This window comes from Roseivivax jejudonensis (assembly GCF_900172265.1).
In the GTDB taxonomy this organism is placed as follows: domain Bacteria; phylum Pseudomonadota; class Alphaproteobacteria; order Rhodobacterales; family Rhodobacteraceae; genus Roseivivax; species Roseivivax jejudonensis.
Genome location: NZ_FWFK01000009.1, coordinates 39025 through 51578, shown reverse-complemented (window position 1 = coordinate 51578; position 12554 = coordinate 39025). Strand labels below are relative to the sequence as shown.

Annotated in this window: 12 protein-coding genes; 4 read left to right on the top strand and 8 right to left on the bottom strand. The window is 69.7% G+C overall.

Going from position 1 to position 12554, the window contains the following annotated elements; all coding sequences use genetic code 11:
• The first annotated feature begins 53 nt into the window (after window positions 1–53).
• On the top strand, window positions 54–1319 hold the full coding sequence (gene purD, locus ROJ8625_RS19510) for a phosphoribosylamine--glycine ligase (RefSeq protein ID WP_085793608.1): 1266 nt from the start codon (window positions 54–56) through the stop codon (window positions 1317–1319).
• Window positions 1320–1347: 28 nt separating this feature from the next.
• Here purD and ROJ8625_RS19505 read toward each other — a convergent pair whose 3' ends face one another.
• The 3 genes from ROJ8625_RS19505 to ROJ8625_RS19495 form a co-directional block, all read right to left on the bottom strand.
• Window positions 1348–2322: a quinone oxidoreductase family protein gene (locus tag ROJ8625_RS19505; RefSeq protein ID WP_085793607.1), complete on the bottom strand. Its 975-nt coding sequence runs from the start codon at window positions 2320–2322 to the stop codon at window positions 1348–1350.
• A gap of 61 nt (window positions 2323–2383) precedes the next feature.
• Window positions 2384–3364, bottom strand: a complete 981-nt coding sequence (locus ROJ8625_RS19500; RefSeq protein WP_085793606.1) for an NAD(P)H-quinone oxidoreductase — start codon at window positions 3362–3364, stop codon at window positions 2384–2386.
• Window positions 3365–3455: 91 nt separating this feature from the next.
• A complete protein-coding gene (locus ROJ8625_RS19495; protein ID WP_085793605.1) occupies window positions 3456–4181 on the bottom strand; it encodes a COQ9 family protein in 726 nt (241 codons plus the stop codon).
• Between the two features lie 125 nt (window positions 4182–4306).
• Between ROJ8625_RS19495 and rpsU the strand changes: the two genes are divergently transcribed.
• Window positions 4307–4513: a 30S ribosomal protein S21 gene (gene rpsU / locus ROJ8625_RS19490; protein WP_007818122.1), complete on the top strand. Its 207-nt coding sequence runs from the start codon at window positions 4307–4309 to the stop codon at window positions 4511–4513.
• 224 nt (window positions 4514–4737) lie between these two features.
• Here the strand turns inward: rpsU and ROJ8625_RS19485 are convergent, their stop codons facing one another.
• The 3 genes from ROJ8625_RS19485 to ROJ8625_RS19475 form a co-directional block, all read right to left on the bottom strand.
• Window positions 4738–6330, bottom strand: a complete 1593-nt coding sequence (locus tag ROJ8625_RS19485) for a GMC family oxidoreductase (protein ID WP_085793604.1) — start codon at window positions 6328–6330, stop codon at window positions 4738–4740.
• Between the two features lie 117 nt (window positions 6331–6447).
• Complete coding sequence (locus tag ROJ8625_RS19480) at window positions 6448–8097, bottom strand: BCCT family transporter (protein WP_085793603.1); 1650 nt, start codon at window positions 8095–8097, stop codon at window positions 6448–6450.
• Window positions 8098–8190: 93 nt separating this feature from the next.
• Window positions 8191–8655: an Lrp/AsnC family transcriptional regulator gene (locus ROJ8625_RS19475; RefSeq protein ID WP_234984324.1), complete on the bottom strand. Its 465-nt coding sequence runs from the start codon at window positions 8653–8655 to the stop codon at window positions 8191–8193.
• Between the two features lie 149 nt (window positions 8656–8804).
• Between ROJ8625_RS19475 and ald the strand changes: the two genes are divergently transcribed.
• The gene (ald, locus tag ROJ8625_RS19470) at window positions 8805–9926 is read left to right on the top strand and encodes an alanine dehydrogenase (RefSeq protein ID WP_085793602.1); all 1122 of its coding nucleotides are present in this window, start codon (window positions 8805–8807) and stop codon (window positions 9924–9926) included.
• 249 nt (window positions 9927–10175) lie between these two features.
• Here the strand turns inward: ald and ROJ8625_RS19465 are convergent, their stop codons facing one another.
• Together ROJ8625_RS19465 and mscL are read right to left on the bottom strand one after the other, a co-directional pair.
• On the bottom strand, window positions 10176–11063 hold the full coding sequence (locus tag ROJ8625_RS19465; RefSeq protein ID WP_085793601.1) for a cation diffusion facilitator family transporter: 888 nt from the start codon (window positions 11061–11063) through the stop codon (window positions 10176–10178).
• 81 nt (window positions 11064–11144) lie between these two features.
• Window positions 11145–11579 (bottom strand): large conductance mechanosensitive channel protein MscL, encoded by a 435-nt coding sequence (mscL, locus tag ROJ8625_RS19460; protein WP_085793600.1) that lies wholly within the window; start codon window positions 11577–11579, stop codon window positions 11145–11147.
• 263 nt (window positions 11580–11842) lie between these two features.
• On the opposite strand from mscL, the gene ROJ8625_RS19455 reads away from it, so the two are divergent.
• Window positions 11843–12544 (top strand): glutathione S-transferase family protein, encoded by a 702-nt coding sequence (locus ROJ8625_RS19455; RefSeq protein ID WP_085793599.1) that lies wholly within the window; start codon window positions 11843–11845, stop codon window positions 12542–12544.
• The last annotated feature ends 10 nt before the right edge of the window (window positions 12545–12554 follow it).

The window sequence follows — 12554 nt, the reverse complement described above, 5'->3', positions numbered from 1 at the left end:
ACACCGGGTGCGCCGCTATGGGCGGGCGCAGGCAGGACAGGGGCACGCAGGCCATGAACATCCTCATTCTCGGCGGCGGCGGGCGCGAGCACGCGCTGGCCTGGGCGACGCTGCAGAACCCGAAATGCGACAAGCTGATCGTGGCGCCGGGCAATGCCGGGATCGCCTGGATCGCCACCTGCGCGACGCTCGACATCGAGGATGGCGGCGCGGTCGCGGAATTCGCCGGAGAGCACGCGGTCGACCTCGTCATCGTCGGACCCGAGGCGCCGCTGGCCGCCGGGGTTACCGACCGCCTGCGCGAGGCGGGGATCCTCGTGTTCGGGCCGTCGGCGGCGGCGGCACGGCTCGAGGCGTCGAAGGCCTTTACCAAGGAGATCTGCGCGGCGGTCGGCGCGCCCACCGCGGCCTGGGCCCGGTTCGACGACGCCGCGGCAGCCCGCGCGCACGTGAGCGCCACCGGCGCGCCGATCGTGGTCAAGGCGGACGGGCTCGCCGCCGGCAAGGGCGTGATCGTCGCGGAAACCACCGAGGAGGCGCTCGGGGCGATCGACGCGATGTTCGGCGGCGATTTCGGCGCCGCCGGTGCCGAGGTGGTGATCGAGGAATGCATGACCGGCGAGGAGGCGTCGTTCTTCGTGCTTGTGGACGGCGAGACCTGCCTGCCGATCGGCACCGCGCAGGATCACAAGCGGATCGGCGAGGGCGATACCGGGCCGAATACCGGCGGCATGGGCGCCTATTCCCCGGCCCCGGTGATGACGCCGGAGGTCGAGGCGCGCGCGCTCGAGGAGATCGTGCGCCCGACGATGGCGGAAATGGCGCGCCGCGGAATGCCCTATAGCGGCGTGCTCTATGTCGGCCTGATGATCGAGGACGGGGCGCCGCGGCTGGTGGAATACAACGTCCGCTTCGGCGATCCCGAATGCCAGGTCCTGATGATGCGGCTCGGCGGGCAGGCGTTCGATCTGATCCATGCCTGCGCCGAGGGGCGCTTGTCGGAGGCGCAGGTGAACTGGGCCGACGATCACGCGATGACGGTCGTCCTCGCCGCCGAGGGTTATCCCGGCGCCTACCGCAAGGGCTCGGTCATCGGCGGGCTGGAGGCGCTGCCCGAGGACGGCAGCCGCATGACCTTTCACGCGGGCACGGCGAGCGATGACGGACGGATCGTCGCCGCGGGCGGGCGCGTTCTGAACTGCACCGCGCGCGGCGCCACGCTCGCCGAGGCGCAGTCCCGGGCCTACGCACTCGTCGACGCGATCGACTGGCCCGAAGGTATATGCCGCCGCGACATCGGCTGGCGCGCGCTCGGCTGAGCGCGACGCCCGCCGTGGGGGGGCAGCCTCAGACCGTCAGGATCGTGGAGCCGGTCGTCCGGCGCGCCTCGAGCGCACGGTGCGCCTCTGTCACGTCGTCGAGCGCGAAGCGCTGATCGATCCGGATCCGCACGTCACCGCCGCCGACCTTCTCCATCAGCATGCGCCCCATCTCCTGGCAGGTGGCGTGATCGGCGATGTGGGTGAAGAGCGTCGGGCGCGTCACCTTGAGCGAGCCCTTTGCCGCCAGTTGCGAGATATCGACCGGCGGCACCGGACCGCTCGCGTTTCCGAAGGACATCATCATTCCGAGCGGGGCGAGGCAGTCGAGCGAGCCGGAGAAGGTGTCCTTGCCCACGCCGTCCATCACCGCCTGCACGCCCTTGCCGTCGGTCAACTCGCGCACCCGCGCGACCCAGTCCTCGGACCGGTAGTCGATGCAGGCTTCGGCCCCGTGCTCCTCGGCCAACCGGCACTTCTCGGGCCCGCCGGCGGTGCCGATCAGGCGGATCCCCTCCGACCGCGCCCATTGGCAGGCAATCAGGCCGACACCGCCGGCCGCGGCATGGAACAACACCGTGTCGCCGGGGCCGAGCGGCGAGGTGCGGTGGAAGAGGTACTGCACCGTGAGCCCCTTGAGCATCATGGCGGCGCCCTCCTCGAACGAGATCGCCTCGGGCAGCGGGCAGACCTGCGTCGCGGGCATCACGCGCGCCTCGGCGTAGGCGCCGGGGGGCATCGCGGCATAGGCGGCACGGTCTCCGGGCGCGAGGTGGGTGACCCCTTCTCCCACCGCGTCTACGATGCCGGCGGCCTCCATCCCCAGCGCGTGCGGCAGGTCGAGCTTGTAGAGCCCGCTGCGCTGGTAGGTGTCGATGAAGTTCAGCCCGCAGGCCTCGTGCCGGATCCGGATCTCGCCCGGGCCCGGTGCGCCCACGTCGCGATCGACGACCTTCAGGACCTCCGGTCCGCCGGTCTGCTCGATGATGACGGTCTTGGCCATGTCGTGTCTCCTTCAGGGGTGCCTGTTGCGGCCCGTTCTCGGCGGCGGGCCGCGCGACTGCTCAGTCGATCTTCAGGACGATCTTGCCGATATGGCCCGAGCTCTCCATGCGCGCATGGGCGTCGGCCGCCGCGTCCAGCGGAAACTCCGAATCCATGATCGGCCCGACGGTGCCGGCGTCGAGCAGCGGCCAGACGTGCCGGCGTAGCGCCTCGGCGATGCGGGCCTTGGCGAGGTCGCTCTGAGGGCGCAGGGTCGAGCCGGTGATCGTCAGCCGCCGCGTCATCACCTGCGCGAAGTTCAGCTCCGCCTTCGGGCCCGACAGGAACGCGATCTGCACCAGCCGGCCATCGTCCGCCAGCGCGCGCACGTTGCGGGGGATGTAGTCGCCGCCGACCATGTCGAGAATCAGGTCGGCGCCGCCTTCCTCGCGGAGGATCTCCACGAAATCCTCCTCGCGGTAATTGATCGCGCGCTCGGCGCCGAGCTCGGTGCACGTCGCGCACTTGTCGGCCGACCCGGCGGTCGCGAAAACCCGTGCGCCGAAATGCCGCCCGAGCTGGATCGCCGTCGTCCCGATCCCCGAAGAGCCGCCATGGCAGAGAAACCGCTCACCGGCCTCGAGCCCGCCGCGCTGGAAGACGTTGGACCAGACGGTGAAATACGTCTCGGGCAGGCACGCGGCACGGCGCAGGTCCATGTCCTTCGGCACCGGCAGGCAATGCGCGGCCGGCGTCACGGCATACTCGGCGTAACCGCCGCCGGGCAGCAGCGCGCAGACTGCGTCGCCAACCGAGAGCTCGGTCACGCCGGGTCCGATCGCCGCGACCTCGCCGGCGGCTTCGAGACCGGGCAGGTCGCTGGCCTCGGGCGGTGGTGCATAAAGCCCCGCGCGCTGGAGCGCGTCGGGCCGGTTCACGCCGGCATAGGCGATCTTCAGAAGGACCTGCCCGTGGCCCGGCTCCGGCACCTCGCGGCGTCCCGGCTTGAGGACCTCGGGCCCGCCTGCCGCCTCGATCTCCACCACGCGCATCGTGCTCATCGCCCGCTCCTCTGCCCGGTCCGACGAGCGCCCGCGCTCGCCAGCGGCCACGATGGGCCGGGGCGGAGATGGCGTCAATCCGACGCTCGGGTCACTCCGCACCGCCCGACGGCCGCGCGGCGTCGGTCTGGCCGGGGATGTCGTCGCGCCGCGCAGGCGCGCTCACCCGGCTCGCGACGCGATCCTGCAGGCCCATGAGCTGGCCCACGACCGGCATCTTGCGCATCGTCGCCTTGGCCTTCTCGACGCGCATCACGCCGTCGATGCGCCGGTCAAGGAATTCCCAGGTGTCGCGGCTGCCCGGCGAATCATCGCCCAGCCAGTAGAGCACGGTCGCGCCGTAGACGCCCGACAGCGTGGCCCGCTTGGTATACCAGTTGAGATCGTCCGACCCGTCGCCGAGCGCGGTCCAGATCGCGTCGACGGTGCGCCAGAGCGCGCGGGTGCCGTCAGCGCCGTGCATCGGCAGAGAAAACAGCGTCATTCCGCGGCGCACCGCCTCGCGATCCTCGAGCGCCTCGACTCGCAGGCGCACGGCCCGCGCGACCTTGTCGCGGTAGCGCAGCCCGTCGAGCGACGCGGCGGCGACCCGTTCGGCCATGCGCCGGTCGCCGCGCGCGTGAAAGGCCATCAGCATGTCGATCGGGCCGCGCGGAAACAGGCCGCGCGCCACCGCGCGGTCGATGCCGGCATCCTCGGTCGCGGCGCGGACCGTGGTCTCGGTCCAGCCGTCGAAGGGCACATGCATGAGCGCGGCGTCGAGCAGCGCGTCGGTCGGGTCTCCGGCCGGGGTGCCGGGGCTCTGGGCGTCGGACATGAGGGGTTCACTCCGTTTCTGCGGCGGGTCTCGGCCCGGATACTGGACAAGCTAGCGGGGAGTTGGTATACGGCCACCTCCTGCACTTCCTTGAAACTCCAACCTAGAAAGGTGGTGACAACCACATGCAGGTGAGTGTTCGCGACAACAACGTCGATCAGGCGCTCCGCGCCCTGAAGAAGAAGCTCCAGCGCGAAGGCGTCTTCCGCGAGATGAAGCTGCGGCAGCATTTCGAGAAGCCGTCGGAGAAGAAAGCGCGCGAGAAGGCCGAAGCGATCCGCCGCGCCCGCAAGCTGGCGCGCAAGAAGGCGCAACGCGAAGGTCTCCTCTGAGGCAGCTCTTCGAACACGTATGAAGATGTGACGACCCCCGGGGCGGATGCCTTCGGGGGTTTGTCGTGTCCGGGGTTTCGTCGTGTCGCGCCCGTCGTGTGGGGGCCTGTCGTGTCGGTCCGCCGGCACATCGCCCCCGCGATCCGGTCCGGGCGGTGATCCGCGGGGGCTCTGCCCCCGCACCCCCGGGGTTTATGGCAAGATGAAGGATCGGGCGGCGCGCCTCAGGCGCGCGCCGCGGCGAGGATCATGTCGGCGGCCTTCTCGGCAATCATCGCGGTGGGCGCGTTGGTGTTGCCGCTGGTGATCCGGGGCATGACGCTGGCATCCACCACGCGCAGACCCGGAACGCCGCGCAGGCAGAGCTGGGCATCGAGCGGCGCCGCCGGATCGGCACCCATGCGCACGGTGCCGACGGGATGAAAGATGGTCGTGCCGATGTCTCCGGCCGCGCGGGCCAGCTCCTCGGGGCTCTGCGCGTCCGGGCCCGGCTTGATCTCTTCGGGCACATAACGCGCCATGGGGCGGCCGGCCATGATCCGGCGGGTGAGCCGGATCGCATCGGCCGCGACCGCGCGGTCGCCCTCGGTCGAGAGGTAGTTCGGCGCGATTTCCGGCGCGGCGCCCGGATCCGGCGCGGTCAACCGCACGTGCCCGCGGCTTTCGGGGCGCAGGTGGCAGACGCTCGCGGTGAGTGCGGGGAACGGATCGAGCGGCTCGCCGAAGGCCGGCAGCGACAGCGGCTGGACATGGTACTCGAGATCCGGCGTGGCGACATCGGGGCGCGAGCGCGCGAAGGCGCCGAGCTGCGACGGTGCCATCGACATCGGACCGGAGCGGAAGAGCGCGTATTCGAGCGCGATGCGGGCCTTGCCGATCCAAGAGCCGGCCAGCTGGTTCAGCGTCTTCGCCCCGCCGCCGAGCCGCCAGGAACAGCGCAGTTGCAGGTGATCCTGGAGATTGCGGCCGATGCCCGGAACGTCCCGGCGCACCGCGACACCGTGTTCGGAGAGCCATTCGCCCGGCCCGAGCCCCGAAAGCTGCAGCAGGTGCGGCGATCCCACCGCCCCCGCGGCGAGAATCACCTCCGCCGAGGCCCGCGCCTCGATGCGCGCACCGTCGCGGTCGAACGCGACGCCCGTCGCGCGGCCGTCGGTGAACAGGATCTCGCGCACCTGCGCGCCGGTTTCGATCCGAAGGCGGGACCGGTCGGCGCCGCGCAGGAACGCGCCGGCCATCGAGACGCGCCACCCGCGCTTCTGGCTGACCTTGAAATAGCCCACGCCCTCGTTGTCGCCGGTATTGAAGTCCGGCGTTCGCGGGATGCCCGCGACTTCGGCCGCGTCGGCGAAAGCGTCGAGCACGTCCCAGCGCAAGCGCTGGTTCTCGATCCGCCAGGGCCCGCCGGCGCCGTGATGGTCCGACGCGCCGTCGACATAATCCTCGGACCGCAGGAAGTAGGGCCGGACATCGTCCCAGCCCCAGCCGGTCAGCCCCTGCTGCCGCCAGCCGTCGTAATCCGCCGCCTGTCCGCGCAGGTAGAGCATCCCGTTGATCGCCGACGAGCCGCCGAGGATCCGGCCGCGGGGATAGAGCAGCGACCGTCCGTTGAGGCCCGGGGTCTCGGCCGTCCGGAACATCCAGTCGGTGCGGGGATTGCCGATGCAGTAGAGATAGCCCATCGGGATATGCACCCAATGGTAGTTGTCGCGTCCTCCGGCCTCGAGCAGCGTGACGCTGTGGCCGCGGTCGCTGAGGCGGCGCGCCAGCACGCAGCCCGCCGTCCCGGCCCCGACGATGACGTAGTCACTCTGCATCCCTGCCCTCCCTCGCGCGGACCCGCACGGTCGCGTGCGGAGGCGGCGAAGGCAAGGGCGGATGGGTCGGCGCTTCGGAAAACGAACGCCCCGCCGGGGGAGCGGGGCGTTCGCGGATCACTCGGCCGGGCGCGGCTCCGCCCCCGGGGGCGGCGTCGGGTCCGATCCGTAAAGTTCGCCCGGGAGCTCGTCCGGCATCGCATGATCCGCCTCGGCGTCGCTGCGGTATTTCTGGTTGTGGCGGTAGACCATCAGCGGATCCCACGACAGCGCCTTCAGAAGACCGATGAGGATCAGGAACACCACCACCGCGAAGGGGAAGCCGGCGATCACCGCCGCCGCCTGCAGCGCCGACAATCCGCCCGCGAGCAGCAGCACCGACGCCACGGCGCCTTCACTCACCGCCCAAAAGATCCTTTGCACCTTCGGGGGATCGGGATCGCCGCCGGCGGTGAGCATGTCGATGACGAAGGAGCCCGAGTCCGACGAGGTCACGAACCACAGGACGATGAGCACGATGGCGAAGCCAGACATCAGCTCGGACGCCGGGAAGTAGTCGAGCAGCGCGAACATCGCGTCGCCGTAGCTTTCGCGCGTCGCCTCGACCAGCGCCGGATCGCCGCCGAGCGAGATCTGCAGCGCCGTGCCGCCGAACGCGCAGAACCAGAAGAACATGATGGACGACGGCAGCAGCATCACCCCGATCAGGAACTCTCGGATCGTGCGGCCGCGGCTGATGCGCGCCACGAACACGCCGACGAAGGGTGCCCAGCTGACCCACCAGGCCCAGTAGAAGATCGTCCAGGAATTCTGCCACGTGCCGCCATCGGTCCAGGCTTCGGCCCAGGTGCCCCATTGCACGAGGTCGCGGACATAGGCGCCGTAGCTCTGCACGTAGGTGTCGAAGATGAACAGCGTCGGCCCGACGACCAGCATGAAGGCGAGAAAGACCATCGACAACAGGATGTTGAGGTTCGACAGCCGCTTGATGCCGCCGTTGAGGCCGGCGATGACCGACATCGTGGCGAGCGCGGTGATCCCCGCGATGACAAGGATCTGCACCACCGGCGACTGCTCGATGCCGAAGACCTCGCCGAGCCCGGAATTGATCTGCATCGCGCCGAGACCGAGCGACGTGACGATGCCGAACATGGTGCCGAAGACCGCGAGGATATCGACCGCGTCGCCCCAGGGCCCGAAGATCCGGTCGCCGAGGAGCGGGTAGAGTGCCGAGCGGATCGTCAGCGGCAGACCCTTGCGGAAATGGAAATAGGCAAGGCTCAGCGCAACGATCGCGTAGATCGCCCAGGCGTGGAATCCCCAGTGCAGGAACGACAGCGTCATCGCCTGGCGCGCTGCCGCCTCGGTTTCGGGCTCGCCGACCGGCGGCGAAAAGTAGTGGTAGAGCGGCTCCGCGGCCCCCCAGTAGATCAGCCCGATGCCGATTCCCGCCGAGAACAGCATCGCCGTCCACGAAAACAGTTCGTAGGCGGGTTCCTCGTTCATCCGTCCCAGCCGGATGTCGCCGTAGCGCCCGAACGCGAGATAGATCACCGCGATCAGGAGGATGTTGACCAGCAGGATCATCGCCCAGCCGAAATTCCCGGCAAGCCAGCCCTGCATCGTCGAGAACACGGTGCCCGCGGTCTCGCTGAACAGCGCCCCGAGGACGATGAAGCCGAGAATGAGGATCGCCGAAACGCCGAAGACGCGTCGGTTGACCTTCGGAAAGAACAGGAGCGGCTCCTGCTTCATCTTGTCATGCATATCGGTCCCTGACCGCCCGTTCTCGCGGGCTCTTGTTCGGATTGCGTGTCACGATGCTGCGACGACATAGCGCAGGCGCGCGCGCGGACCAGTTCAAAGCGGCAGAGCGGTCGTCGAGGACACCGTGCGCAGGGCGAAACTGGACTGCATCCGCGTGACATGCGGCAGCCGCGTCAGATACTGGCGGTGGATGCGGGCAAAGTCCTCCGTGTCCTCCGCGACGATCTTCAGCAGGTAGTCGGCCGATCCCGCCATGAGGTGGCATTCGAGCACGTCGGGCACCCGGCGGATCGCGGTCTCGAAGGCGTCGAGCACATCGTCGGACTGCCCCGACAGGGTGATCTCGACGAAGATCGTCGCCGGCAGGCGCAGCTTCCGGTGATCGAGAAGCGCCACGTAGCCGGCGATGAACCCCTCCGCCTCGAGCCGCTGGACCCGGCGGTGACAGGCCGAGGCGGACAGGTGCGCCGCCTCCGCAAGCTCGGCATTCGAGATCCGCCCGCGCCGCTGCAGCAGCCGGAGAATCCGCAGATCCGTGTCGTCGAGCGCACCTCTCACGCAACATCCTCCCGTTTTTGCGACGAGATGCCGAAGACTCGCGCATTGTGGGCGCTCACATCGCATCGTCTTTGCGGTGAAATTGCAAGCGTGCGCGCCCATCTTGCACCTCAGGAGCCGATGGAGACCCAGACAGAGAGGAGGCCGCCATGAAGATCGGATGCCCGACCGAGATCAAGCCGCAGGAATTCCGTGTCGGGGTCACACCCGCTGCCGCCGCGGAGGCGGTGGCGCACGGCCACGAGGTCATCGTGCAGTCCGGCGCCGGCACCGGTGCCGGCTTCGAGGATGCCGTTTACACGGCCGCCGGCGCACGCATCGCCGACAGTGCCGAGGCGATCTTCGCCGAGGCCGACATGATCGTGAAGGTCAAGGAACCGCAGGCCGTCGAGCGCGGCATGCTGCGCGAGGGTCAGATCCTCTTCACCTATCTGCATCTCGCCCCGGATCCCGACCAGACGCACGATCTCATCGCATCCGGCGCGACCTGTATCGCCTACGAGACGGTGACCGACGATCGCGGCGGCCTGCCGCTCCTCGCGCCGATGTCGGAGGTCGCCGGCAAGCTTGCGCCGCAGATGGGCGCCTGGACGCTGCAGAAGGCCAATGGCGGGCGCGGGGTGCTCATGGGCGGCGTGCCAGGCGTGCTGCCGGCACGGGTCGCGGTGATCGGCGGCGGCGTCGTCGGCACCCACGCGGCGCGCGTCGCCGCCGGAATGGGCGCCGACGTTACGGTCCTCGACCGCTCGCTGCCGCGGCTCAAGGCGCTCGACGACATGTTCCGCGGCGAGTTCAAGACGCTCTACGCCTCCCAGTCCAACACGGCCGAGCAGGTCCGCGCCGCCGACATGGTGGTGGGCGCGGTGCTCATTCCCGGGGCCGCCGCGCCCAAGCTCGTCAGCCGGGCCGACCTCTCCGACATGAAGCCCGGCGCGGTCCTCGTCGACGTCGCCATCGACCAGGGCGGCTGTTTCGAGACCTCGCGCGCCACCACGCACCAGGATCCGGTCTACGATGTCGACGGCATCATGCATTACTGCGTGGCCAACATGCCGGGTGCGGTCGCGCGCACCTCGACGCTGGCACTCGGCAACGCCACCCTGCCCTTCATGCTGGCGATCGCCGACAAGGGCTGGCAGCAGGCCTGCCTCGACGATCCGAACCTGCTAAACGGCCTCAACGTCCACGCCGGCAAGCTGACCTATTTCGCGGTCGGCCGCGCGCTCGGCATCGACGTCACCTCGCCCCAGGTCGTGGTCAAGGCCGCCTGACCTCCTCCCGGGGCGGCCGAACGCCGCCCCGGACCCACAGCCCGCTGAACCTTCCGCCACGCCCCTCCCCGCGCGGCCACCACGGGACGGCCCGGCCCCGCCCGTCACCTCGGCCCGGTTCCTTCGCGGCGCGCGGCGCGCCACGCCCCCAAGACCACCCGGCCGCGCCCTTCTTCTTGGTCCAAGTACTCCGGGGAGCGCGAGGGGCAGCGCCCCTCGCTGTGCCATCTGTCGCGTGCCGACCGGCGTCTAGAGCACCAGCGCACCTGTCTCGTGTGCCTTGTGCTCGGGCTCGACATGGATCAGCACCCGCGCGCCCGGCATCTCCTCGCGGATGCCCGCCTCGATCCGGTCGCAGATGCCGTGCGCGTCCTCGACCCGCATGGCGCCGGGAACGACGAGGTGAAATTCCACGAACCGCGCGGGTCCGGCGTGGCGGGTACGGATATCGTGGGCCTCGACCGCGCCGTCGCCCTGCGCGGCGATGATGCGATGCAGCGCCGCCTGCTCCGCCTCGGACAGGCTCTCGTCGAGAAGACCGGAGGCCGACGCCCGGATCACGCGCCAGCCCGCCCAGAGGATGTAGAACGCGACGCACGCGGCGATCAGCGGGTCGAGCCACCACCAGCCGGTGGCGCGAGCTGCGGCCACCCCGGCGACAACCCCGGCCGAGGTGACGACGTCGGCCAGCAGGTGCCGCCCGTCCGCGACGAGCGCAGGCGCGCGCAACGCCTGACCCCGCCGGATGAGCACCAGAGCCCAGCCGGCGTTGAGCGCGGCGGCGACCGCGACGAGGCCGAGGCCGGTCCATGTCGCCTGCGGCATCGCGGGCTCGGCCAACCCGGTCCGTACCGCATCGAGAATGAAGACCGCCGCGAGGACGATCAGCACGCCCTCGGCGGTGGCCGACAGGATCTCCGCCTTGTGATGCCCGAACGGATGCTCGGCGTCCGGCGGACGCGCGGCCACACGCACCGCCCACAGGGCCATCGCGGCGGTGCCGATGTTGACGATGCTCTCCAGCGCGTCCGACAGGATGGCGAGCGATCCGGTTACCCGCCACGCGACAAGCTTCAGCGCCAGGACGCAGAGCCCCACGAGAAGCGAAATCATGGCCAACCGGGCCGCCCGTGTCATGCGCCTGTCGGTCCCGTTCCTGCCTGCCTGCGTCCCGGCGCGCGGCGCCCGGGCCGTGGGGCCCGGGCGCCGGGCCCGGCCCTACGACCGCTTCAGCGCGTCGCGGATTTCCAGAAGCACGTCAAGCTCGGAGGGTCCGGTATCCACCTCCGGCGCGACCTCGTCGGGGCGCTCGGCGGCCGACTTGATGCGGTTGACCATCTTGACCAGCATGAAGACCACGAAGGCCACGATCAGGAAGTTGATCACTGCCATGAGGAAGTTGCCGATGGCGAAGACGGCCGCCCCGGCCTCCTGCGCGGCGGCGACGCTCGCATAGCCGCCCTCGGGCGCCTCGCCCAGCACGTAGAACCACCCGGAGAAATCGATTCCGCCGGTGAAGATCCCGATGATCGGGTTGATCAGATCGGCCACCAGCGACGTGACGATCGCGGTGAACGCGGCGCCGACGATGATGCCCACGGCCATGTCCATGACGTTGCCCTTGGCGATGAAGTCCCGGAATTCCTGAATCATTGCGCGTCTCCCACCGTTCACGCGACCGCGGCACCGATCGCCGCCGATATGCGGTATCACGACCGCATGACGTTTTGGACAGTTTTTCCGCCGCGCTCTTGCGAGGGGCCTCTCGCCGCCACGACGGTCAGGCGCAGACCGCGCCCGCCCTCGCACACCCTGTCCGCCGCGCTCCGCGGAATCGGCCCGCCGCGGCTGTTCGCGGCGGCGATGCGGCTTAGCTCTGCCGCAACGCATCCCTGTCTGAGCCCGGAGACCGCATCATGGCCGACCTGTCCGCCTTTCCGATCACCGAACGCTGGGCGCCGTCGCATCCAGACCGCATCCAGCTCTACGCCTTCCCGACGCCGAACGGCGTGAAGGCGTCGATCGCGCTCGAGGAAATGGAGTTGCCCTACGAGGCGCATCGCGTCCCGCTCGGCGACGAATACGTCAAGAGCCGCGAGTTCCTGTCTCTCAGCCCGAACAACAAGATCCCGGCGCTGATCGACCCCGACGGCCCGGACGGCTCACCGCTCGGTCTGTTCGAATCCGGGGCGATCCTGATCTATCTCGCCGAAAAGACCGGCCGGTTCCTGGGCGATACGGCGAGCGAACGCGCGCATGTCATTCAATGGCTGATGTGGCAGATGGGCGGCGTCGGCCCGATGTTCGGCCAGCTCGGATTCTTCGTGAAGCTCGGTGGCCGTGACATCGAGGATCCGCGCCCGCGCGAGCGCTACATCGGCGAGGCCAAGCGCCTGCTCAAGGTTCTCGACTGCGAGCTCGACAAGCGCGAATGGATCGCCGGCCCCTACTCGATCGCCGATATCGCGATCGCGCCGTGGATCAACGCGCTCGACTTCTACGGCGCGAAAGACATGGTCGGGTTCGACGATTTGACCAACGTGCCCGGATACCTGGAGCGGTTCTTCGCCCGGCCGGCGGTCCAGGTCGGGATGGAGACCCCGCCCGCCGAGGACTGACGCGACCGGC

Excerpts from the sequence above, each read along its gene's own strand:
- purD (WP_085793608.1), top strand. The coding sequence starts at position 54 with ATGAACATCCTCATTCTCGGCGGCGGCGGGCGCGAGCACGCGCTGGCC.
- ROJ8625_RS19465 (WP_085793601.1), bottom strand. The coding sequence starts at position 11,063 with ATGACACGGGCGGCCCGGTTGGCCATGATTTCGCTTCTCGTGGGGCTC.
- rpsU (WP_007818122.1), top strand. The coding sequence starts at position 4,307 with ATGCAGGTGAGTGTTCGCGACAACAACGTCGATCAGGCGCTCCGCGCC.
- ROJ8625_RS19455 (WP_085793599.1), top strand. The coding sequence starts at position 11,843 with ATGGCCGACCTGTCCGCCTTTCCGATCACCGAACGCTGGGCGCCGTCG.
- mscL (WP_085793600.1), bottom strand. The coding sequence starts at position 11,579 with ATGATTCAGGAATTCCGGGACTTCATCGCCAAGGGCAACGTCATGGAC.
- ROJ8625_RS19485 (WP_085793604.1), bottom strand. The coding sequence starts at position 6,330 with ATGCAGAGTGACTACGTCATCGTCGGGGCCGGGACGGCGGGCTGCGTG.
- ROJ8625_RS19480 (WP_085793603.1), bottom strand. The coding sequence starts at position 8,097 with ATGCATGACAAGATGAAGCAGGAGCCGCTCCTGTTCTTTCCGAAGGTC.
- ROJ8625_RS19495 (WP_085793605.1), bottom strand. The coding sequence starts at position 4,181 with ATGTCCGACGCCCAGAGCCCCGGCACCCCGGCCGGAGACCCGACCGAC.
- ROJ8625_RS19505 (WP_085793607.1), bottom strand. The coding sequence starts at position 2,322 with ATGGCCAAGACCGTCATCATCGAGCAGACCGGCGGACCGGAGGTCCTG.
- ald (WP_085793602.1), top strand. The coding sequence starts at position 8,805 with ATGAAGATCGGATGCCCGACCGAGATCAAGCCGCAGGAATTCCGTGTC.
- ROJ8625_RS19500 (WP_085793606.1), bottom strand. The coding sequence starts at position 3,364 with ATGAGCACGATGCGCGTGGTGGAGATCGAGGCGGCAGGCGGGCCCGAG.